At 70.3% G+C, this 21,476-nt stretch carries 22 protein-coding genes; 3 read left to right on the top strand and 19 right to left on the bottom strand.

The window, feature by feature from the left end:
- Window positions 1-5: 5 nt before the first annotated feature.
- From HNQ61_RS21390 to HNQ61_RS21345, 10 genes are all read right to left on the bottom strand, one after another.
- Complete coding sequence (locus HNQ61_RS21390; protein ID WP_170038789.1) at window positions 6-860, bottom strand: class I SAM-dependent methyltransferase; 855 nt, start codon at window positions 858-860, stop codon at window positions 6-8.
- 215 nt (window positions 861-1,075) lie between these two features.
- Window positions 1,076-2,137: a class 1 fructose-bisphosphatase gene (gene fbp, locus HNQ61_RS21385; RefSeq protein ID WP_170038790.1), complete on the bottom strand. Its 1,062-nt coding sequence runs from the start codon at window positions 2,135-2,137 to the stop codon at window positions 1,076-1,078.
- A complete protein-coding gene (locus HNQ61_RS21380) occupies window positions 2,134-2,526 on the bottom strand; it encodes a hypothetical protein (protein ID WP_170038791.1) in 393 nt (130 codons plus the stop codon). The genes fbp and HNQ61_RS21380 overlap by 4 nt, the downstream gene beginning before the upstream one ends.
- Window positions 2,527-2,855: 329 nt before the next feature.
- Entirely contained in the window at window positions 2,856-5,222 is a 2,367-nt protein-coding gene (locus HNQ61_RS21375) for a DNA internalization-related competence protein ComEC/Rec2 (protein WP_170038792.1), read from the bottom strand.
- Window positions 5,223-5,422: 200 nt separating this feature from the next.
- Window positions 5,423-5,593, bottom strand: coding sequence for a hypothetical protein (locus HNQ61_RS21370; RefSeq protein WP_170038793.1), 171 nt, complete (start codon window positions 5,591-5,593; stop codon window positions 5,423-5,425).
- Between the two features lie 228 nt (window positions 5,594-5,821).
- On the bottom strand, window positions 5,822-6,112 hold the full coding sequence (locus HNQ61_RS21365; RefSeq protein ID WP_170038794.1) for a hypothetical protein: 291 nt from the start codon (window positions 6,110-6,112) through the stop codon (window positions 5,822-5,824).
- 334 nt (window positions 6,113-6,446) lie between these two features.
- On the bottom strand, window positions 6,447-6,884 hold the full coding sequence (locus HNQ61_RS21360) for a LapA family protein (protein ID WP_170038795.1): 438 nt from the start codon (window positions 6,882-6,884) through the stop codon (window positions 6,447-6,449).
- Complete coding sequence (gene miaB / locus HNQ61_RS21355; protein WP_170038797.1) at window positions 6,881-8,251, bottom strand: tRNA (N6-isopentenyl adenosine(37)-C2)-methylthiotransferase MiaB; 1,371 nt, start codon at window positions 8,249-8,251, stop codon at window positions 6,881-6,883. Before miaB ends, HNQ61_RS21360 begins: the two co-directional genes overlap by 4 nt.
- 372 nt (window positions 8,252-8,623) lie before the next feature.
- Window positions 8,624-8,938 (bottom strand): GIY-YIG nuclease family protein, encoded by a 315-nt coding sequence (locus HNQ61_RS21350; protein ID WP_170038799.1) that lies wholly within the window; start codon window positions 8,936-8,938, stop codon window positions 8,624-8,626.
- 124 nt (window positions 8,939-9,062) lie between these two features.
- The gene (locus HNQ61_RS21345) at window positions 9,063-10,313 is read right to left on the bottom strand and encodes a serine hydroxymethyltransferase (protein ID WP_170038801.1); all 1,251 of its coding nucleotides are present in this window, start codon (window positions 10,311-10,313) and stop codon (window positions 9,063-9,065) included.
- A 182-nt stretch (window positions 10,314-10,495) separates the two neighbouring features.
- Here HNQ61_RS21345 and HNQ61_RS21340 point away from each other — a divergent pair, with 182 nt between their 5' ends.
- A complete protein-coding gene (locus tag HNQ61_RS21340) occupies window positions 10,496-10,792 on the top strand; it encodes a hypothetical protein (protein WP_170036016.1) in 297 nt (98 codons plus the stop codon).
- Window positions 10,793-10,873: 81 nt separating this feature from the next.
- Here HNQ61_RS21340 and HNQ61_RS21335 read toward each other — a convergent pair whose 3' ends face one another.
- From HNQ61_RS21335 to dusB, 7 genes are all read right to left on the bottom strand, one after another.
- The gene (locus HNQ61_RS21335) at window positions 10,874-11,641 is read right to left on the bottom strand and encodes a carboxypeptidase-like regulatory domain-containing protein (protein ID WP_170038802.1); all 768 of its coding nucleotides are present in this window, start codon (window positions 11,639-11,641) and stop codon (window positions 10,874-10,876) included.
- 84 nt (window positions 11,642-11,725) lie between these two features.
- Window positions 11,726-13,003 (bottom strand): lactate 2-monooxygenase, encoded by a 1,278-nt coding sequence (locus HNQ61_RS21330; protein ID WP_170038803.1) that lies wholly within the window; start codon window positions 13,001-13,003, stop codon window positions 11,726-11,728.
- 190 nt (window positions 13,004-13,193) lie between these two features.
- Window positions 13,194-13,922: a DUF7847 domain-containing protein gene (locus tag HNQ61_RS21325; protein WP_170038804.1), complete on the bottom strand. Its 729-nt coding sequence runs from the start codon at window positions 13,920-13,922 to the stop codon at window positions 13,194-13,196.
- Window positions 13,923-14,002: 80 nt separating this feature from the next.
- On the bottom strand, window positions 14,003-15,199 hold the full coding sequence (locus HNQ61_RS21320; RefSeq protein WP_205762076.1) for an FAD-dependent oxidoreductase: 1,197 nt from the start codon (window positions 15,197-15,199) through the stop codon (window positions 14,003-14,005).
- A 30-nt stretch (window positions 15,200-15,229) separates the two neighbouring features.
- The gene (locus HNQ61_RS21315; protein WP_183685788.1) at window positions 15,230-17,062 is read right to left on the bottom strand and encodes a sensor domain-containing diguanylate cyclase; all 1,833 of its coding nucleotides are present in this window, start codon (window positions 17,060-17,062) and stop codon (window positions 15,230-15,232) included.
- 131 nt (window positions 17,063-17,193) lie between these two features.
- Window positions 17,194-17,955: a nickel pincer cofactor biosynthesis protein LarB gene (gene larB, locus HNQ61_RS21310; RefSeq protein WP_170038806.1), complete on the bottom strand. Its 762-nt coding sequence runs from the start codon at window positions 17,953-17,955 to the stop codon at window positions 17,194-17,196.
- Window positions 17,952-18,947, bottom strand: a complete 996-nt coding sequence (gene dusB / locus HNQ61_RS21305) for a tRNA dihydrouridine synthase DusB (protein WP_170038807.1) — start codon at window positions 18,945-18,947, stop codon at window positions 17,952-17,954. Before dusB ends, larB begins: the two co-directional genes overlap by 4 nt.
- A gap of 229 nt (window positions 18,948-19,176) precedes the next feature.
- Between dusB and HNQ61_RS21300 the strand changes: the two genes are divergently transcribed.
- Window positions 19,177-19,494, top strand: a complete 318-nt coding sequence (locus HNQ61_RS21300) for a type II toxin-antitoxin system RelE/ParE family toxin (protein ID WP_170038808.1) — start codon at window positions 19,177-19,179, stop codon at window positions 19,492-19,494.
- A 26-nt stretch (window positions 19,495-19,520) separates the two neighbouring features.
- Entirely contained in the window at window positions 19,521-19,808 is a 288-nt protein-coding gene (locus HNQ61_RS21295) for a helix-turn-helix domain-containing protein (RefSeq protein ID WP_170038809.1), read from the top strand.
- 60 nt (window positions 19,809-19,868) lie between these two features.
- Here HNQ61_RS21295 and holA read toward each other — a convergent pair whose 3' ends face one another.
- A complete protein-coding gene (gene holA / locus HNQ61_RS21290) occupies window positions 19,869-20,885 on the bottom strand; it encodes a DNA polymerase III subunit delta (RefSeq protein ID WP_170038810.1) in 1,017 nt (338 codons plus the stop codon).
- On the bottom strand, window positions 20,885-21,466 hold the full coding sequence (locus HNQ61_RS21285; RefSeq protein ID WP_170038812.1) for an anti-sigma factor: 582 nt from the start codon (window positions 21,464-21,466) through the stop codon (window positions 20,885-20,887). The genes holA and HNQ61_RS21285 overlap by 1 nt, the downstream gene beginning before the upstream one ends.
- Window positions 21,467-21,476: the final 10 nt, after the last annotated feature.

The following is a 21,476-nucleotide window of genomic DNA, read 5'->3' as shown; positions in this document are numbered from 1 at the left end:
GGCGGCTACGGCGCGGTGCGGTCCGTGGGCCAGCGGGTTCCCTTGATCATCGAAAGTCCCAGCACGCGCTCGCGGGTCAGCAGGCGGTGAACCTCGCGTTCGCGGATCACGGCGCCCTTTACCCCGCCCCACCCCCAGCGGCGGTACGCGCGGCGCAGAATCGCCAGCCTTTCCCGCAATGTGAAAATTTCCGAAAAGTCGGGAAACGGTCCCGCCCCCGACGGGCGGAAGGGCGAGGGCGAATCGGACCAGTCCTCCACCACCAGCTCCACCACTCCGGCGTCGCGAAGCAGCTGCTTCCACTCCACCAGGATCATGGGGCGGGCGCCCAGGTGGCGCACCAGGATCTCGCGGCGGTTGGGGTCCACGTTGCCCGTCCAGATCAGCTGCACCAGCACCACGCACCCGTACGGCCGCGTGACCCGCGCCAGTTCCGCCACCGCGCGCGCGGGATCGGCCAGCGCCGCCAGTCCGATCTCGCCGATCACGACGTCGAAGCTGGCGTCCTTGAACGGCAAGTCGTCCAGCGACGCCGTCTCAAAGGTGAAGCGCCCGGCGGCCCTGCTTTCTCGCCCGCGCCGCTCGGCCTGCTGCACCAGGACGGGATCATGGTCCACGCCCACGCCGCTGACGCCGAACGACTCGGCCAGAAACAGCCCCGTGGTGCCGCGCCCGCACGCCACGTCCAGGACCTCGGTATCCGCCGTCAGTTCGGTCAGACGGCCGATCTGGCGGTAGAGGTCCTCGCCGCCGGGGGGAAACACCACGTCGCGGCTGAGGCGGACCAGGTCCAGCATGGACGGCCCGCCCGGCCGCGCGGACGGGGGAAGCGGAACCTGTTCCGGAGAAGACGGTGCCATGCCGACAGTATAGACCAACCCCGGAACCCTCGCCAGCCGACCCGCCCTCCATCCCTCTCCTTCCGCACGGACGAATGCCGGCCCGCACCGTGGCCCCCGCGTTCCTCCGCCACCCCCGCGTCCTCCGCGTGAAAGCACTTGGTGGAGACCGCGAAGCACGAGAGCCCCCGCGGCCGAAGCAGCGGGGGCTCTCTCCATCCGTCAGGCGATGGCGATCAGGCGCCCGCGCCCACCGCCACCAGCGCATCGGCCGGATCGGCGGCGTGCTGCGCGTCCTGCGCCAGGAACTGCTCGGCAAGCTCCACGTACTCCGCGCTGCCGATGTACAGCGGCGTGCGCTGGTGCAGCGAGGTGGGCTCGATCTCGTTGATGCGCGTGAAGCCGGTGGACGCGCGCCCGCCCGCCTGCTCGGCGATCATGGCGAGCGGCGCGGCCTCGTACAGCAGGCGCAGCTTGCCGTTGGGGCTCTTGCTGTCCGCCGGGTACATGAAGAAGCCGCCGTACAGCAGGTTGCGGTGGAAGTCGGCCACCAGCGACCCGATGTAGCGCGCGCTGAACGGCTTGGGATTGGTCCCGTCCACGCCCTTCAGGTGATCGACCAGCGCCCGCTGCCCCGCCGACCAGTTGCGGTAGTTGCCCTCGTTGGCGCTGAAGATCCGCTGCCCGGGCGAGGGGATGCGGATGTCGGGGTGGCTCAGCAGGAACTCGCCGATGGACGGCTCCAGCGTAAAGCCGTGCACGCCGTTGCCCGTGGTGTACACGAGCATGGTGGACGATCCGTACACCACGTACCCGGCGGCGATCTGCTTGTAGCCGGGCTGCAGGCAGTCTTCGGCGCAGCCGCGCTCGTGGTCGCTGATCTTGCGGTGCACGCTGAAGATGGTGCCCACGCTGACATTGGCCTCGATGTTGGACGAGCCGTCCAGCGGATCGAAGAGCACGCAGTACTTGCCCGTGGGAAAGCGGTCGGGGATGGGGATGAAGTCCTCCACCTCTTCCGAGGCCATTCCGCACAGGTGCCCCGTGTGGTCCAGCGCCTTGAAGATCACTTCGTGCGCGTACTCGTCCAGCTTCTTTACGTCTTCGCCCTGCACGTTCACTTCGCCCGTGTACCCCAGGATGTCGGCCAGCCCGGCGCGGCGCACCTCCTTGGCAATCATCTTGGCGGCAAAGGCCACGTCGGACAGAATGTTGGAAAAGGCGCCCGTGGCTTCGGGATACTGCCGCTCGGCCTCGATGATGTGCCGCTCGATGGTGATGACCGACTTGGTGGTCACGGGTTCCTCGGGGGTAGGGGTCCGCGGCGGGCGGCAAACCGGGCCTGCCGTTCGTAGGCTTCGACTTCGTACGGGTTCTGCCGGTACCCGTGACGCATCCACTGCGCGCAGTACTTGAGCGCGAACAGCGGGTCCTTCCACTGCTCCACGTGCACCAGTTCGTGCACGATCAGGTCGTCGGTCAGCGGCGTATCCGGATTGGCCAGAATGGTGCGCCCGAAGGTGACCGCGCCGGCCGCGCGCCGGCTTCCGCCCATGAACCACCCGCCCACGCGGGGCACCAGGTGCCCGCGCCGCACCGTCACCCCGGGGGGAACGGCGCAGGGAAGCTCGTCCGGAGGCACAGGCGGGCCCAGTACGCGGTCCAGCGCGCGGGACCACAGCCTCATCGCAATGTCCTTTCCGGGACGAACCGCGCTCCGGCTAATGTCGGTATTTTGGCGCGTACCGTCAAGAACGTCCACAGGATGGGTGCAAACGGGCGTTTCATGCCCGCAGTGCAGCAAACTCCGGTCCGGCCCGGCCGCAGACCCGGTTCAAAAAGGTGACGCCGCTCCCGCGCTGCACCTGATCCGCTCCGCGGGGACCGGACCCGTTTCCGGATTCACACCTCGATCCGCCGATCTCCTGGTGGATTTTGTCTCCGCCCCATGACGACCGCCAGCCTGTCCGGCGGTTCGCGCGGATCCAACGCCGCCGCATCACGCCGTCCTCCGCGCTACGGATCTCCGCGCGACCAGTGCTCCCCGCCGGGCTCCACCTCCACCAGCACCGTGCCGTCGCGGTCCGTGCGCGCCACCGGCACATGGTGCATCTGAAGCCGCTGCAGCGCCTGCGCGTGCGGATGCCGGTACTTGTTGCGCACCCCGCAGCTGATGACCGCCAGTTCCGGCCGCGCGGCCTGCAGCAGCGCGTCGGACGACGCCGTCCGGCTGCCGTGGTGGCCGGCCTTGAGCACGTCCACGCGCAGCGCCGCCCCGTGGCGCGCCACCAGCTGCTCCTCCACCCCGCTCGGCGCGTCACCCGTCAGGAGGGCGGAGAACTCGCCGTAGCGCAGCAGGATCACCGCGCTGATGTCGTTCACGTCCTCCGGCGCGTGCAGGCTGGCTTCCGTGGGCCAGAGCACCGTGAACGTCACCCCATCCACCGACAGCACGCGGTCGCGCCGGGCGGCCAGCCACTCCACCCGGTGCTCCACCGCCGTCTGCAATGTTTCCAGATACATCGGCGAGCCGTACGGCATCCCCGGCTCCAGGAGGCGCGCCACGGGCATGGCGCGCATCACCGCTGCGGCGCCGCCAATGTGGTCCGCGTGGGGATGGGTGAGTACCATCGCTTCGAGCCGCGTGACGCCGCGGGCGCGCAGAAACGGCAGCACGCGCCGCTCGCCGGCGTCCCACTCGCCATCGCGCTCGCCCGCGTCCACCAGCACCCACCGGTTCCCCGGGGTACGGATCGCGATCGCGTCGCCCTGCCCCACGTCCAGGAACGCGATCTCCATCCCTCCGCCGGAGGCCGCGCCGGAGAAAGGAAGCAGGAGCAGCGTGGCGGCCGCGGCCATCAGCGCCGCGGACCAGCGCACGCGCGCGCGCATCCGCAGCGTGGCATCCATCACCAGCAGAAAGGCGATCGCGGCCAGCGCCCACAGCCACCAGCGCGGGCGCGTGACCGCCGCGTGCCCCCAGGGAACGCGCAGCGCCAGGTCGACCACCAGGTTCAGCAGGTCCAGCGCGAGCCCCGCCCCGTCCGCCACCAGCCGGGCGAGCGGCGGAGCCAGCGGGTCCAGCAGCGCCGCCGCACCCACGCCGATGAGCGCCAGGCTGGTGAGCGGAATGGCGGGCAGGTTGGCGAGAATGGATACCGGCGCCACCTGCCCGAACGCGTGAGCTACCACTGGAGCGGTGCAGGCAAACGCGGCGATGCTGACGGCGACGGACTCCGCCAGCCACCGCGCGGCCGGATGCCTGCGCCACGCGGACGGAACCGCCGCGATCATCGGCGCGCGGAACAGAATGATGCCCAGGACTCCCGCAAATGACAGCTGGAACCCCACATCCAGCGCCTGCATGGGATCGATGGCGAGGATGACCAGCGCCGCGGCGGACACGATGGGAAGGGTGGCGGAAGGACGCTGCAGCACACCCCCGATGAGCACCAGCCCCATCATGATGCCGGAGCGCACCGCGGATCCCGGCGCGCCGATCAGCGCCAGGTACACGGCCATCAGCAGGATCGTGAGCCACGCGATCCGCGCGCGGCTCAGGCGAAGGATGCGCCCCAGCAGCACGAACACGGCGCCGAGCAGCGCCACGTGAGTGCCGCTGATGGCCAGCAGGTGCACCAGCCCCGTCTGGGCGAAGCGGTTGCTCAGGTCGCGGTCCAGCGTCTCGCGCCGGTTCAGCAGCAGCGCGTCCGCCAGGGGACCGTGGCGTCCCATCAGCCGGTGCACCCGGCGCTGCGACGCGCCGCGAGCCGCCAGCAGCGGGTGCGCGGACCATCGCGGCGGAGCGGTCTGCACGCTGTCCACCGACACGTATCCCGCGAATGCGCCGTCCCGCGGCCATGCGCTGCCCAGCACGGGGCGCGGCAGGGTGCGCCATTCGCCGCGCACCACCACCTCCGTCCCGGCGAGGGCGGGCGCCGCGCCGCGCGGCATGCGCACCCGCACTCCGCCGGTGCAGCCGGGGATCACGCCCGTGCGGGACGCGATCTCGCGCACCTGCGTGGGCAGCAGCGGCCGCTTGCCGTCGTCGTCCGGGGGCGGGGTCCAGTTCGCCGCCAGCACGCCGGTGACGACCAGCGGGTCGCCGTCGCGCAGGTGTGCGCGGCAGTCCGCCACCGCGTCTGCCCGGGCGAGGGCCCCGTGCCCCGCCCCCGCCATCGCCACGGCCGCCCACAGCACCGCGCGCGGCATCCAGCGCGGGGCCGGCCCGCCGGTGATGCGCGGGTAGAGCCAGGGCGCGCCGAGCAGCGGCACCGCCACGAGGGCGATGCCGCCGGTCATCCATTCGAGCCGCAGGCCGGCCAGAAGCCCGCCCAGAAAGGCGAGCGACGCGGCCACGAGCGGAAGGCGGATCAGGTTCACCGGAAGCGGGGTGCGGGGACAGAAAATCGGTCGCCCGCATGATAATCATCTCCCCTCCAGCCTCAAATAACCGAATCCGCCAGCTTGCGGACCCGTTTCCCGACATCCCATTGCCGCATTCCACCGGACGTCATCCACGCAAGGAAAACGGCCGCGAAACCCGGGGGTTCGCGGCCGTTTTCCGTCGTCTGGAGACGGCTTCAGTTCGAGGCAGCCGTGCAGTCCGGCCCGGCCGAACACACGCACGGAGGCGCAAAGCAGACGCAGGTGCCCCCGGGACGATCCGGACCGGTGGTGGTGCTCGTGGGGTCCGTGATGGTGCTGAACGACTTGACCGAAAGCGAGTCGAGGTTGAGCCTGAGCTTATCCATGGTCGTTCTCCGGTACAGGTGTACGGCTCCCGCTCGTCCGGCAGATTCCGGTGTCGCGGGGTGGCGTAAAAGGGAGTCCCTCAATCTGTCAGAAACTGGAAGCTCTCACAAGACGCTGCTTTCCACGCGCACGGAGTAGACGCCCCGAGCCGGAGCCGGGAACGTCTCACCCTCATCATCCGCGATGCGCGGACCGTACTTCGCGCGGTGACACCGACCGACCGTTCCTCAGCACACCCACTTGCAGTCGGTGCAGTACCACTGCGAGTTGGGGCAGCCCTGGCCCGGATACGTACCGCAGTAGTCGTATCCGCAGGTTGCCGGCTGTCCGCAGGTGGTGTCGCACGTCGCCTCGGAGAACTGCCGGCCGCACGTACCGCCGTCGCAGGTGTTCTCCGCGCAGGTGTAGTACCCCAGCGTGTCGCCCCGCCCCTCCACCGTGCCGCGCCCCGGCACCTCGCCCGCGGGGGCGAACGACTCCACGCTCAGTTCATCCAACTTCAGGATCAGCTTGGTCATGGGGATGCTCCGTTCCGGTGTGCGTGAGGGGGGATGAGACGATGTGGCGGCGGCAGGTACCGTGGCTGTCGGACAGGACGTGGTTCCGCCCGGCTGGTGCAGGTGCGCGCAGCTTGATGCAAGGCGCGGCGGCAACGGCGGGACGAGGAGCCAGACGCGGCGTGCCGGCCGGCGACGAACCGCGCCTTATCTCGCGAAGGCGGAATAAGAGCGGCTCTGATCCAACCTAATCACCATCGCGCCCGCGCACAACGACATATTCTCCGAGCCAACGATCGCGAACGAAAACCGCCGCCCCCCGTAGGAGAGCGGCGGCTTACCATCAAAATCCAGCTCAGTACGCGGGCGGGTCCGGCTCGCGGGGATGCGGGATGGTCGCGTCCTCGTCCGTCGCGCGGCGGGGCGTGTCCATGTCCGCCCACGGCGAGTGCGCCACCGGCGGCGGCGCGGCCCACGTGGCGTCGTCCGCGCGGCTGGCGGCGGGCGCGAGGGGCTCGCGGCGCGGGGGCACCGCCGCGGGGCGCGCCGGAAGGTCGTCCAGCAGGCCGCGGGCGCGCAGTTCCTGGCGCATCCGCATGTCCTGCCGCAGGCTCAGCATCATCATGGTCAGCATGCCAGCCACGAACGCCACGAACAGCACCAGCGTGAGCGGCGCGCGGTAGAACGTCGCCACGCCCGCGTGCAGCACCACGCGCTCGCCGCGGTTCAGCCAGGTGACCAGCGCGCCGGCCAGCGCGACGCCGGCGATGGGAAGCCAGCCGGGCATCTTCACGCGGCCGCCAGCGCGCCGGCCATCTCGCCCACGAAGGTGGAGCCGCTGGTGCCCGTGAGCTCCACGTCCACGAAGTGGCCGATCAGGCCGACCGGGCCCTCAAAGGTGACCACCTTGTTGCCGCCGGTGCGCCCCTGAAGCCCGCCGCGCTTCCCTTCCTTTTCCACCAGCACTTCTTCCGTGCGGCCCACCTCGGACTGGTAGATCTCCGCCTGGATGGCGCGGTGCGTCTCAATCAGCCGCTGCAGGCGCGCCGAGCCGATTTCGTCGGGGACGAACTGGTCGGCGGGCAGGCGCGTGGCGGGGGTGCCGTCGCGCAGCGAGTACTTGTACAGGAACGCGTCGTCGTAGCGCACGGTGCGCATCAGCTGCAGCGTGGCCTCGTACTCCTCGTCCGTCTCGCCCGGAAAGCCCACGATCACGTCCGTGCTCAGGGAGATGCCGGGCATGGCCGCGCGAACCCACTCGATCTTTTCCAGGTACTCTTCCACCGTGTAGCGGCGCAGCATGCGCTTGAGCGTGCGGTTGTGGCCGCTCTGCACGGGAAGGTGCAGCTGCTTGCACACGCGCGGCTCCTCGGCCATCGCCTCCACCAGCTCGCGGGTGAAGTCGTTGGGGTGCGGGCTGGTGAAGCGCACGCGGCGGATTCCGTCCACGTGCGCCACCTCGCGCAGCAGGCGGGGAAAGTTCCATCCGCCGTGCTCGTACGAGTTTACGGTCTGCCCCAGGAGTGTGACCTCGGGAACGCCGTCCGCGGCCAGCGCGCGCACCTCGTCCAGAATCGCCTGCGGATCGCGGTTCTTTTCGTCACCGCGCACGTAGGGGACGATGCAGTAGGTGCAACGGTAGTTGCAGCCGCGCTGAATGGGCACCCAGGCGCTCACGGCCGAGATGCGCTTGGCGGCGACGCCCTCGTAGTTCTCGTGCGGGTCAAAGCCCAGGACGGCCAGGCCGCGGGCGGCGATGGCCGGCGCGGACTGCGACATGGGCAGGCGTCCGGCGGGCCCGCGGCGCGCGACCACCTCGGCGAGCTTGTCGGAAAGCTGGCGATAGGCGTCGGGGCCCATCACCATGTCCACGCCGCCCGCGCGGCCCAGCAGCGACTCGCCCATGCGCTGCGCCATGCAGCCGGTAACGCCGATGACGACGTCCGGGTTGTCGCGGCGAATCTGCTGAAGCTGCCCCACGCGGCCGATGACGCGCTGTTCCGCGTGGTCGCGGATGGCGCAGGTGTTCACCAGGATGACGTCCGCGTCTTCGGGCTTGTCGGTGGTGGAGAAACCCTGTTCGGCCAGGATGCCGTGCATCAGCTCACTGTCGCTGATGTTCATCTGGCATCCGTACGTTTCGATGTAGGCTCGCTTCATGGCAGGCACTGCGGGAATCACTGGGGATCGGGCGCAAGACCTTCGCGTACACCGGAACCGCCCCGCGGTTCGCGTCGAGAGGTCGCCGGGACGGTTTCGTGTGGAGCGGGAGAGTTGGACCGGCGGATGGTAGATCCTTCGTCGGCGCCAGGGCTCGGCTCACCCGCAAGTTCGTCCGGCGCCTCCTCAGGATGACATGGTTTGGGGCTGGAACAGGGTCTGTGCCCCACGCCTGGAATCGTCGCCGCACCACGCCATCCACCCCCCACATGTCATCCTGAGGAGCGCCGGCGGAAGTTTCTGCGGCACCACACTCTGGCGCGACGAAGGATCTAGCCTGGGCACGAGCCAACTCCGCCGCCATCAACAGATTCAGCGCGCCTGTCCATCCTCGGCGACAGGCAGCCCGATGTGCACCGCCAGATCCTCCCATCCCGGATTCTGCGCTTCGATCAACTCCGCCTTGCGGCGTCTCGTCCATCCCTTCAGCTGCTTCTCGCGCTCGATCACCGAGCGAATGTTCTCGCCTGCCTCATAGTAGACAAGCCTGTTCACCCTGTAACGTTGCGTGAACCCCGCGATCGCGCCGGTCCTGTGCTCCACGATCCGGCGAGGCAGGTCACTGGTCACGCCCACGTAGAGCACGCGCGCGAGACTCGCGACGATGTACACGAAGTATGTGGTCATCCGACGAACAGGGAAGAATGCGGGAATTCCGGCACCCAGGAGAGAGTACTGACAAACTGGACACCCGTCAACGAAAACGGCCCCGCCATGAGCGGGGCCGTTAAGAACGCCGTGACGATCGCGATCAGCTGCGCGCCCAGTCGCCGTACAGCGGAAACCGGTCGCACAGTTCGCGGATCTCGCCGCGGACACGCCCGGCGACGGCCTCGTCTCCCGGCGCGCTGATCACCTGGTCGATGAACCCGGCGATCGTCTCCATCTCCCCCACTCCCAGCCCGCGCGTGGTAAGCGCCGGCGTGCCGATGCGGATGCCGCTGGTGACGAACGGCGACTCGGTTTCCCCCGGCACCGTGTTCTTGTTCACCGTGATCCCCGCCGCGTCCAGCGCCTTTTCCGCCACCTTGCCCGTCACGCCCTTGCTGCGCAGATCCACCAGCATCAGGTGGTTGTCCGTCCCCCCCGACACCAGCGTAAACCCGCGCTCCGCCAGCCCCTGCGCCAGCGCCTGCGCGTTGGCGATCACCCGGCCGCTGTAGTCGCTGAACTCCGGGCGCAGCGCCTCGCTGAACGCCACCGCCTTGGCCGCGATCACGTGCATCAGCGGGCCGCCCTGCACGCCCGGAAAGATCTGCTTGTCGATGGCCTTGGCGTGCTCTTCGGTGCACAGGATCATGCCGCCGCGGGGCCCGCGCAGCGTCTTGTGCGTGGTGGTGGTCACCACGTCCGCGAACGGCACCGGGTTGGGATGGTGCCCCGTGGCCACCAGCCCGGCGATGTGCGCCATGTCCACCACCAGCCGCGCCCCGCACTCCCGCGCGATCTCGCCGAACGTCTCAAAGTCGATCTGCCGCGGATACGCACTGGCCCCCGCCACGATGATGGACGGGCGCACCTGCATGGCCTGGTCGCGAAGCGCCGCGTAGTCGATGCGGTGGTCGTCAGGCCGCACGCCGTACGCCGCCACGTTGTACAGGCGCCCGCTGAAGTTCACCGGCGAGCCGTGCGTCAGGTGCCCGCCCTCGCTCAGGTTCATTCCCAGCAGGGTGTCGCCGGGCTGCATGAGCGCGAAATAGACGGCCATGTTGGCCTGCGCGCCCGAGTGCGGCTGCACGTTGGCGTGCTGCGCGCCAAACAGCTGCAGCGCGCGCTGGCGGGCCAGCTCCTCCACCTCGTCCACCACCTCGCAGCCGCCGTAGTAGCGCTTGCCCGGGTAGCCCTCGGCGTACTTGTTGGTGAGCACCGAGCCCTGTGCCTGCATCACCGCCTGCGACACGAAGTTCTCCGAGGCGATCATCTCCAGCTGGTGCTCCTGCCGCTCGGCCTCGGAAATGAGCAGGCGGTGGATATCGGGATCAGTCTGCTTCAGCGCGTCCATGTTCCTGAACCGGAGACGGAGGGTGGAGGTCAAGCGCCCAAACTACCCCGCGCACGGCATGCTGTCGAGACTCGCCGCCCGATCGGCTGATCCCGTATCAGCGGCGCAGACCTTGCGACGGATGTTTCCCAATCGTCCGGCCCGCCCGCGCCGGAGTCATGACCTGCGCACAAAGGAATCCGATGAAGCACCTTCGACTCGCGTCCGCCGCCCTGGCGCTGGCGCTGCTGGGCACCGCGGCGTGCGCCGGCGGCAACGGCGGCCGCCTGAGCCCCGAAGACTACCGCCGCACCGTCACCGGCCGGGGGCGCGGCGAGGCCTCGGCGCCGCGCCAGAACCGCGGCAACGGCAAAGACAAGGAGCGGCACGACAACGGCCGCCGCGGAAACGGCAACGGCAACAACGGGAATGGGAACGGCAATAACCGAGACGGCAACGGGCGCGGAAACGGCCGGGGCCACGGAAACGGTCACAGCTGACCACCGTCTGGATGGATGAAAATGAGAGCGGCGGCGAGGAATGAATCCTCGCCGCCGCTCTCGTTTGTCCATCCCGGTCCATCAGGAGCGCTGCGTCCAGACGACGATCACGCCGCAGTCCGGGTCCTGCGCGGGGAGTTCCGCGGGCGCCTCGTAGCTCTGCTCGTACACCTCCACGCCCCACAGCTCGTTGGGATCCACCAGGTCGTTCAGCCGGTCGTCGCCCGTGACGCGCTTGATGGCGCCGTTCACGTAGATCGTGGGAACGCAGGTGCCTCCGCCACGGCCGGGCAGCAGCGGCTCGCCGGGATCCGCGCGCTCCGCCCGGGTAAAGCGCATGCGCGGAACCGACTGCAGAATCGTGCTGAGCGGTCCCGGCCGTCGCGCGTCGATCACCTCCGGAAGCACGAACGACCCCACCCCGCGCCCCGCGCGGATGAAGAAGTTGCGCGCCCGCCGGTCCTTGAAGGGGGGCGTCTGCCGCGCGGTGATCGTCACCCCGCTCAGCGTCACCGCCGACGGGGGCAGCCGCAGGTCCGCGCTCAGCATCGATCCGGGGCCCACCCGCAGCCAGTCCGAAGCCGCCGCGCGGTAGCCGATGCGCTCGCCGCGAAGCTGCACCGTGGCGGCGCTGTCCAGCAGGAGCAGAAACCGGCCGCTGCCGTCCGTCTGCCCGCTGGCCCGCAGCCGGCCGGCCTGGTCCAGCACCGAAACCGCGGCCTGCGCCACCGGCTGGCCCGTCGCCAGGTCCAGCACGCGCCCGCTCACCGACTGGGCGGCGGCCGCGGCGGGGAGCAGGGCGGACAACAGAAGCGCATGAAGCGCGCGGCGCAGCGTCACGTAAGGCATGGGGGCACGCGTGGATGAAACTGGATTGTCGTCTGTGGCCGATGGTACCGCCGCGCGGACGGTTTGATCCGCGCCGCGCCGTCCTCAGCCGGCGCGGACGATGGATTCGCGGGTGATCTCCGCCAGCGAGCGGCATCCGGAAAGCGCCATCGTCAACTCGAAGTCCGCCAGCAGGTTGCGAATCACCTCCGCCACGCCCGCCTGCCCCGCCACCGCCAGTCCGTACACGTACGGCCGGCCCAGGCACACGGCGCGCGCGCCCAGGGCGAGCGCGCGGAACACGTCCACCCCGCCACGGATGCCGCTGTCCATCAGCACGGGAATGCGCCCGGCGACCGCCTCCACCACGCCGGGGAGCGCATCCAGCGCGGCGATGGACCCATCCACCTGCCGCCCGCCGTGGTTGCTGACGATCACGCCGTCCATCCCCGCGTCCACCGCCCGCCGTGCGTCATCCGGATGCAGAATGCCCTTGAGGATGATGGGCAGCCGCGTCCGCGCGCGCAGGAACGGCAGTTCGTCCCAGGTGAGCGACGGGCGCGAATAGGTGGCGATGAACTGCTGCACGGCGCGCAGCGGCTCCGGACGGCGCAGGTTTTTCCAGAAGCCGCCAGGATGGGCGGCGGTCAGCGAGGCGAACGTGCGCAGCGACGACGGGTTCACCTGGCGCGGCGGCGGCGCGGGGCCCTCCGGCGGCGGTCCGTGCAGCGACTCCAGGAACACGGGGTCGTTCACGTACTGCGCGATCCCCTTGCCGCGCAGAAAGGGGAGGTAGGCGAGTTCCAGGTCGCGCGTGCGCCAGCCCAGCAGCGTCGTATCCAGCGTCACCACGATGGCGCCGCACCCTGACGATTCCGCGCGCGAGACGAAGCTTTCCACCAGCGCGTCGCTCTTGCTCCAGTACAGCTGAAACCACCTCGGCGCGTCGCCCATCACCGAAGCGGTGTCCTCCATCGGGAAGGAGGCCTGGCTGCTGAAGATGAACGGCACTCCCGTTTCCGCCGCCGCGCGGGCGACGGCCAGGTCCGCTTCCGGGTGCGCCATCTCCAGCACGCCCACGGGCGAAAGCAGCACCGGCGCGGCCAGGCGCTCGCCGAACAGTTCCATCGAGGTGTCGCGGGCAGACACGTCGCGCAGCATGCGAGGCACGATCCGCCACCGCTCGAACGCCGCGCGGTTCTCGCGCACCGTGCTTTCCGACCCGGCTCCGCCCGCCACGTAGGCGAACGCTTCCTCGCTCATGGCTTCCCGCGCGGCGTCTTCCAGCGCCTGCGCGCCCACGGGCACGGCGGGGCGCCGGCCGTTCACCCCGCCCACGTAGATGTCGGACTGCCGGGAAAGCGCGGTCGGTCGATCAGTCATCGGCGCGGCGGAACGGGTGGTCAGATCAGCGGAGCCGCACGATAAAACCGCCTCGCCCGCGCGGCAACGGTCCGCGGGCGAAGAAACGGCTCAGGGGACGATCTTCGCTCAGCGGACGGCACGCCGCGGAACAAAGAAGCGGGGCGCGGCCGCATGGCCGCGCCCCGCCCGTCATCCCCAAAAGCGAAGATCAGCCCGCGACGGGCACGCCCGCGTCCATGCGCTCGGTGTACACCTGCACGTCGTACCCTTCCTTGCGGATGCGCAGGTCGTAGTACAGCACCGTGTTCACCACGGCCGCCAGCGGGTTCAGCAGAATCATCACCAGGGTGCTCACGATGTTCAGCGAGCGCGTGCCGGTGAACACGTAGCCCAGCACCACCATCACGCCGATCACGGCCACAAAGGTGATCACCAGCGTCATCACGGCCGTCAGCAGCACGTGCATCAGGTTCCCCCGGGCGAGGTCGCGCGACCGCTCGAACGAGTCGTTCGCCTTGCGTCCCTCAATCATCACCGCCTGCTGCATTCCAAACGTCCACGCGGCCGCGATCAGCCCGGGAATCACCAGCAGCAGCAGCCCGATCCCGATCATGAGCCCCTGGATGATCGCGGCGCCCCACACGGACATGAAACGCCCGTTCACCCGCTTGACCGCCGTCACCCCATCCAGTTGCCGCCCCATGTAGCCTTCCGAGGCGATCAGCACCACCGCCGCGCTGGCGGCCATGAAGAAGATGTTGCTCACCCGGTCCACCACGCTCAGAAACTCCTCCGGCACAACCACCTGCAGCAGCAGGATGGGCAGAATGAACAGCCCCGTGGCGGTAACGATGGGAACCATGTGGGCGCGGTACAGCTGGAACGCCATGTCGAGGATTTCGCCGATGGAGCGGACGCGCAGAGCGGGAGCGTTCATGTGGATGCCAGGATGGTTTTCTGGATGAGAGAAAAGGCGGGACGCATACGATAACGGCGCCCCGGTCGAGAATCAAACGTTCACGCCACGGGCCACGTCCCCCGTGCCGCGCCGAACCCGGCTCCGGCGATCACGTCCGCGATGGATGACCGGCCGCTGCCGGCCAGCTGCGCCATCGCCCGGCCGCACAGCGCGCCGATGACGTTGCCGGTTCCGCTGTACCCGCCCGCCGCCCACACCCGCGGCCGCACCTGTTCCAGCACCGGCATTCCGGACGGCGTGTACCCCACGGACGCGGCCCAGCGGTGCGTCACGGGCGCATGCACGCCAATGCGCTCACGAAGGAACGTTTCCAGCCGCCGCTGGACCAGTTCGCCCGGCGTACCATCCGCGGTCCACTCCCCTTCCCCGCCATGGTCGCGGAAACCGCCCAGCGTGATGCGCCCGTCCGGAAGCTGCTGCCAGTACTCGTATCCCCAGCGCGCATAGACGGGACGGGGCACGCGCACCTCCGTGGTGGGCACGGTCGACAGCATCTGCAGCCGCGCCGTCCGCACGCGTCCATCCAGTTCCGGAAGCAGCCGCTCCAGCCGGCCATCCACCGCCACCAGCACCGCGCCGCACCGGATGCGGCCACCGGGCGTACGCACCTCGCCTGTTGAGATCTCCACGGCCGGCGTGTGCTCGTACAGCCGCGCTCCCTCCCGCGAGGCGCGCTCCGCAAGCGTCCGGCAGCGCCGCAGTGGCTGAAACGCGCAGTCCGCGGGGGTCAGCAGGCCGTCGCCCTCGGGACCGGAATACGCCTCCGCCGCCAGGCCGTCCGCACGCATGGCCGCAAGCTGGCGCGCGCAGTCATCGCGCTCCTCATCCGAATCCGCCACGCGCAGCGAACCCGTGCGTCGCACGGCGTCCGGCGTCTCCGCCGCGATCCGCTCCACCTCGTCCAGTGTCAGCCGGTAGAGCGCCGAGGCCCACTCCCGCCCCAGCGCCTCCACCGCGTCGTGGTAGAAGTGATACGTCCCCGCAAGCAGAAATCCGCCGTTGCGCCCCGCCGCCCCGCCTGCGACCGGCCCCGCGTCGATGCCCACGGCGGACACGCCCAGCCGCAGCAGCTCTCCCACGCACGACAGCCCCGATCCGCCGAGCCCGATCACGCACACGTCCGCGGAATCGTCCCCGGCGAGCAGCGGAAGCGGCGTCCACGGCGTATCATCCCACACCGGCATGTTGGCCGGCGCGGGCGGGAACGGATTGTCGTGCGGATGAGTTGCGGTCACGGATGGGATGAACGGCGGGGACGTGCGGGATCAGCCGCGGGTGCCGGCTTCCTTTTCGGCGCGCGGCGCGGCGGCCACGCGGTTGCGGCCCAGTTCCTTGGCGCGATAGAGCGCGGCATCCGCCAGCGCGAGTGCGTCGGCGGGCACCGCGGTGCAGTCCGGCACGCACGCCACGCCCAGCGACGCGGTGACGGAAAGCGGGCGGCCGTTCCAGTTTACGCTGCGCGACTCCAGCGAGCGGCGAATGCGCTCCGCGGCTTCCGTGGCTTGCCGCAGCGTCGTTTCCGGCAGCAGCACCACGAACTCCTCGCCGCCCAGCCGCGCGGGAAGGTCCACGTCGCGGACGGTCGCCTTGAGCAGATCCGCCACGTGGCGCAGCACGCGGTCGCCCGCCTCGTGCCCCCACGTATCATTGAACTTCTTGAAGAAGTCGACGTCGATGGCGATCAGGCTGAACGGCCGCGCGTAGCGGTCGAAGTAGCCGGACAGCGCCGTCAGCCGCTGGTCGAACGCGCTGCGGTTGGGCAGGTCAGTGAGCGGATCGGTGGATGCGCGGTGGTCCAGCGCCTCGAAGCGGCGCGCGCTCCGCATCGGCAGCGGCGCAATGGAGCAGAGCGAGTGCAGAATCTCGCGCTCCCGCTCGCCAAAGCGCCCCGGCTCGGGGTGCCAGGCCGCGACGGCGCCGATCGCCCGTCCGTCCACCATCAACGGCAGCACGACGGCGGACCGCGGCGCCCGCTCCCACTTCTCGCCCGGGGCAAGCAGCGGAAGCCGGTCGCGCTCGCGCTTGAGGTCCGCGTAGGCCAGGTCCACGCCGTGCTTTACGGCCAGCGCCACCCGCGACTCGCCCTCGCCGAACGCCTCCGCCGCCATGGGCATGGGATCGCCGCTGGCGTGCAGCACCTTTCCGCGCCCGCTGTCGTCCGTCACCATCATCACCGCCGCGCCGGCCGCGCCGGTGCCCTGGCGTACCACGGCGCACAGTTCGCCGGCGAACTTTCCCATCTCCAGTTCTCCGGGGAGCACCCGCACGGCATCCGCCATCGCGCGCATGCCCGCTTCCGCGCGGTGGATGGACGAGCGCCCACGCAGCAGCCCCAGCACGGTGGCCAGGTGCTGTCCCCCGCGGACCGCGGCGGCTTCCGCGCCGGGCGGCACCATGCCGGGATACGCCAGCGACAGCACCATTCCGCCCTGCTCAGTTTCCACCGGAACCAGCAGCATCTCCGCCGCCCAGGGCGAGGGCAGGTCCCGCTTGCCGCGCTCGATCCGCTGCGGCAGGCGTTCGTCGATGGCCCACGCGAACGGGTGCCCGGCCAGCGCCACGGGCGACGCGGGCGCGGGCACATCCGGCGCGGCCACGCGGGCCATCAGCGACGCGGAGCGGTCTTCCTGCTCGCCCTCCGCCCGCCAGAGCGCCGCCTCGTGCGCGTCCGTCGCGCGCAGCACGATGCCGATCGCCGTATCCACCGTTTCGGAATCCGTCGCGGCGCCTTCGCGGGGAGCCGCGGGCGCGGGCTGCGGCCGGTCATTCCCGGTGGACGCTCCGCGGCCCATCCGCGATCCGATTCCCGCCAGCGCCGGGCCGACGCCCATCAGCAGCGCCCAGCGCGCCGCGGCGGCCCACCCCGGCGCCGTGCCGTCCATCCAGTCCGCGCCCAGCCCCAGGAGCAGCGCCGCGCCCGCGCCGTGCATCCCCCACCGCGGCGCGCGCCGGGCAAAGAGCGCGGCCCACGCGGCGCCCAGCGCAATCAGCGGCGACGCAAGGTGCCCCGTGACGGCGATCAGCAGGTGCGCGGCGGGCCACATCGCCGCCGCGGAGGCCGCGTCCCGTCCCCGCGCGCGAAAGGTCCACACCGCCATTCCCGCCAGCAGCGCGACGCCCAGCGCGGCGCCCCACCACGCCAGCCGCGGCGCGAACGCCAGCAGGGCCAGGTAGGCCAGCGCCGTCGCCGCGAGCGGAAGCGGATGGGAGATGCGGGAAGCGGAGATGATCAGGCGGGCGGCAGGAGGTTGATGCGCGACGCGGCGGAAGCCGCGCCGAATCCGTTGTCGATGTTGACCACGGTGACACCGGACGCGCAGGAGTTCAGCATCCCCAGCAGCGCGGAAAGTCCGCCGAACGCCGCGCCGTAGCCCACGCTCGTCGGCACGGCGATCACGGGGACCGAGACGAGGCCGCCGACCACGGAGGGGAGCGCCCCTTCCATTCCCGCCACGACGATGATCACCGCCGCGCCGGCCAGCGTGTCTTGCGCGGCAAGGATGCGGTGGATTCCCGCCACGCCCACATCCGTCAGTCTTTCCACCGGATTGCCGAACGCGGCGGCCGTATCCGCCGCTTCTTCCGCCACCGGCAGGTCGCTCGTCCCCGCGGTCACGATCAGCACCGAACCCCGTGTGCGCCGCGCGACGGGCTCCGCCGCGGGCAGGTACGCCGTCCGGCCCAGCGGGTTGATGCGGATGCCGGGGACGGCGGCCCGCAGCGGCTCGAAGGCGGCCTCATCCACCCGCGTCGCAAGAACACCTTCTCCGCGCGCCGCGATGCGCGCGGCGATCATGGCCAGTTGCTCCGGCGTCTTGCCCAGGCCGAAGACGACTTCCGGAAAGCCGTGCCGCAGCGCGCGGTGATGGTCCACGCGGGCGAATCCCAGGTCCTCCGTGGGCGCCCAGGCCAGCCGCCGCTCCGCCTCGTCCACCGGCAGGGAGCCGGCCGCCACCTCGTCCAGCAGCGCGCGCAGCCGCTCGGGCGTCACGCCGGCGCTCCCTCGTACTCCGCCAGGTACCCTTCCAGCAGCCGCTCGGCATCTTCCAGCCGCCGCACCTCGAACAATTCCTGCCGCAGCAGACGCCCGTTCGGCAGCCCCTTGGTATACCACCCCAGGTGCTTGCGGAACTCGATCATCGCCTTTTCCTCGTCCGATTCCCAGGCGATGGCGAGGCGCGCGTGCTCGATGACGATGCGGAAGCGCTCCGCCGGATCGGGATCGGCGGGAACCGGAAGCCCCTGCAGCGCCGCGCGCCCCTGCCGGAACAGCCACGGCGCCCCGTGCGAGCCGCGCGCGATCATGATGGCGTCGCAGCCGGTGTGCGCGTGCATGCGGGCCGCGTCCTCGCCGCGGAACACGTCGCCGTTGCCGATGACGGGGATGTCGAGCGCGGCCTTCACCGCGGCGATCTCATCCCAATTGGCCGTGCCGCTGTACATCTGCGTCCGCGTGCGCGCGTGCAGCGTCAGCGCGACGGCGCCCGCGTCCTGGCAGCGCAGCGCGATCTCCACCGGCCGCCGCGTCTCTTCCGTAAAGCCGCTGCGGATCTTGACCGTCGTGGGAATGCTGATGGCCGCCTTTACCGCGCGGATGATGTTTTCCACCAGATCCAGGTCGCGCAGGCAGCCGCTGCCGCCGTTGCGGCTTACGACCTTCTTGACCGGACAGCCGAAGTTGATGTCCAGAAAGTCCGGCTCGTACACCTCTTCCACCAGGCGCGCGGCCTCGGCCATGGCGTCCGGCTCCGAGCCGAAGATCTGGATGCCGATGGGGCGCTCGTCGTCGTGAAAGCGCAGATAGCCGTGGGTGCGCCGGTCGTGCCGGCGGATGCCCTCGGCGGAGACGAACTCCGAAACCACGACGTCGGCGCCGTACTCGCGGCACAGCCGGCGGAACGGCGATTCGCTGACTCCCGCCTGGGGAGCCAGATACAGCGGAACGGAGCCGCTCGTGAGCAGGTCGGTCAGTTTGGCGGACATGCCCGGAATATACCGGAGCGCACGCCGCCGCTCAACCTTTTGCCCGATCGATGATCTGAATGCTCACCTGTGGCGGATTCCGTCTTATGGCGCCATGTGCGCCCATGCAGTACAATCTGGACACCGCCCGGACAGCGCTCAGGATCACCAACATACACCATTGACGCATGTACGCCTCTGGTGTAGGTTGATGGAGGCGGGACGAGGGTGAACGGGGCCCGCCATGCAGATGGAAATCGTCGAAACGCCGCTGTTCACGCGGCGCGTTCAGGACCTGCTTTCCGCCGAGTCGTACCGCGAACTCCAGATTCTGCTGCTCGACGATCCAGCTACGGGCGCCGTCATCGCGGGCACCGGAGGCATTCGCAAGGTGCGCTGGGCGGGGAGCGGCCGGGGCAGGCGCGGCGGCGTGCGCGTCATCTATTACGCCGCGCTGGCGCACAACCGGCTGCTCATGCTGCACGTGTATCCCAAGAACGAGCAGGACGACCTCACCACCCAGCAGCGGCGGGTGCTGCAGGCGCTGGTAACGGCCGAGTTCGGCTGATCACCCACAGCAAGGCGGTCACGGCCATGCGCGACGAGCTGTTCAACGAACTCCTGGAAAGCGTGCGCCAGGGCGGCGCCATCCTGCGCGGCGAGTCTGCGCCGTCGCGCACCTTCGTGGCCGACGAGGTGGACGTGCGCGAACTGCGCACCCGGCTCAAGCTTTCCCAGCCCAAGTTCGCGGCCATGATGGGCGTTCCCGTGGGCACGCTGCGCAACTGGGAGCAGGGCCGCCGCCGCCCCGACGGCCCCGCCCGCGCGCTGCTGCGCGTAGTGGCCAAGCACCCGGAGGCCGTGCTGGACGCGCTGCGCTGAACGCACGACGGCCCTCCCCGGAGCTTCCGGAGAGGGCCGTCAGGTTCGGTCGATGACGATTCAGGCCGCGCGGGCGGGGCGTTCGATGGCCCACAGGCGAAGCAGCAGCTCTTCGATGGCCTGCCGGTCGGAAAGCGACGCGGACTTCAGCAGGCGGTCGGTGCGCAGCAGTTCCTCCATCGCGCGGTCCACCTCGGGGAGCGTCCACTTGCGGGCCTGGGGACCCACGCGGCGCGCCATCCACTTCTGAAACGGCTTCAGTTCCCGCTCCAGCGCCGCCGGCCCGCCCGCGCACACCAGGCCGATGCGCAGCATCACGCCCCCCATCCCGATCACCAGCCCCACGCCGTTCTCCCCCTGGTCCAGCATCACGGGGAGCGCGGCCACCGCCTCGCGAAAGCGGCGCTCGGCGATGAGGTCGAACCATTCCCAGCGGTCCTGCCGGGGAATGGCCCCGCCGACGGCCCGTACATCCTCCAGCGTCACGCGCTTCCGCTCCTGCGCGTAGGCCGCCAGCTTCTTCAACTCCGACGTCAGCGTCCCCAAGTCCACGCCCACGCCGCCCACCAGCGCCCGCGCGGCGTCCGGCTCCAGCTCGTAGCCCAGTTCCTCGCGCGCGGTCTCCATCGCCCACCCCGGCGCGTCGTCGTGCGACAGGGGGGCGAACTCGATGCTGACGGCGTGCTTCTTCAGGTCGTCGTAGAACTTGGCCTTGCTGGCGGAGGGGATGACGGCGGACAGCACCAGGATGAGCCCCTGCGGGGGCGCCTTGGCCGCGGCCTCCACCACCTCGCGCGCCTTTACGCTCAGCCCCTGCGCGTCGCGCACGACCACGACGCGGTGCTCGGCCATCATCGGCGGCGTGCCGATGACGGAAGCCAGGTCCTCGGCGGCCACGTCGGCGCCGCGCACCTGGTCAAAGTTGAAGTCGCGGGTGGCGGGGTCCAGGTACGCCGCCACTACCCGCGAGGCGGCGTCTTCGCGCAGAAAATCTTCGTCGCCGTGAAAGAAGAACGCACCCCCCGCGACACGATCGCGAAGGGTGCGGTCCAGCTGCGCGGGGCGAAGGGGCGGCACTACTCGCCGCGCGAGCGCGCCGCGCCCGCCGTGTGGCCGCTGCCGCCCGTGAGCGAAGCGGTGCTGTACAGCACGTCGCGGTACGGCATGGGATACACCTCCACCCCCACCTGCTCCAGCCGCGCGCCCAGTCCGGTGGCGGCGTTTTCCGCCTCGGCCGCGGCCATGGAGGCGGCGATGGCGCTGCCGCTCTGCACCGCCACGCCGGGCATGACGGCCGCGTCGTCGCCGCTGTTGATGAGCGTCACGCCGGCCAGCGCGGCCGCGGCGGCCAGCGTTCCGCCCGCCGCCACGCCGCGGGCCCGCCGGCCGGCGGAGGAGCGCTTTTCCTCGTCGATGTGGTAGATGCGGTGCTGCAGCCGGGCCATGAAGTCTTCCGACACTTCCAGTTCAGGCTCGTCGCGCAGCATCCGCACGCCCTTGCCGATCACTCGGTCGTACCGCGCGCACGAGGCGCACTCGTCCCGGTGCGCCGCGAACGCGCCGTGCTCCGCGGCGGGCAGAAGCCCGTCGCGATACTCGGAGTAGCCGTCCAGGAAAACGTCGCAATCCATCGTATCCATCACCTCGTCTTGAAGCATCCCGCCACCA

The sequence above is a fragment of the Longimicrobium terrae genome, assembly GCF_014202995.1.
In the GTDB taxonomy this organism is placed as follows: Bacteria; Gemmatimonadota; Gemmatimonadetes; order Longimicrobiales; family Longimicrobiaceae; genus Longimicrobium; species Longimicrobium terrae.
Note: the sequence above shows the minus strand (reverse complement) of the source record. Positions and strands in the feature narration are given on the sequence as shown.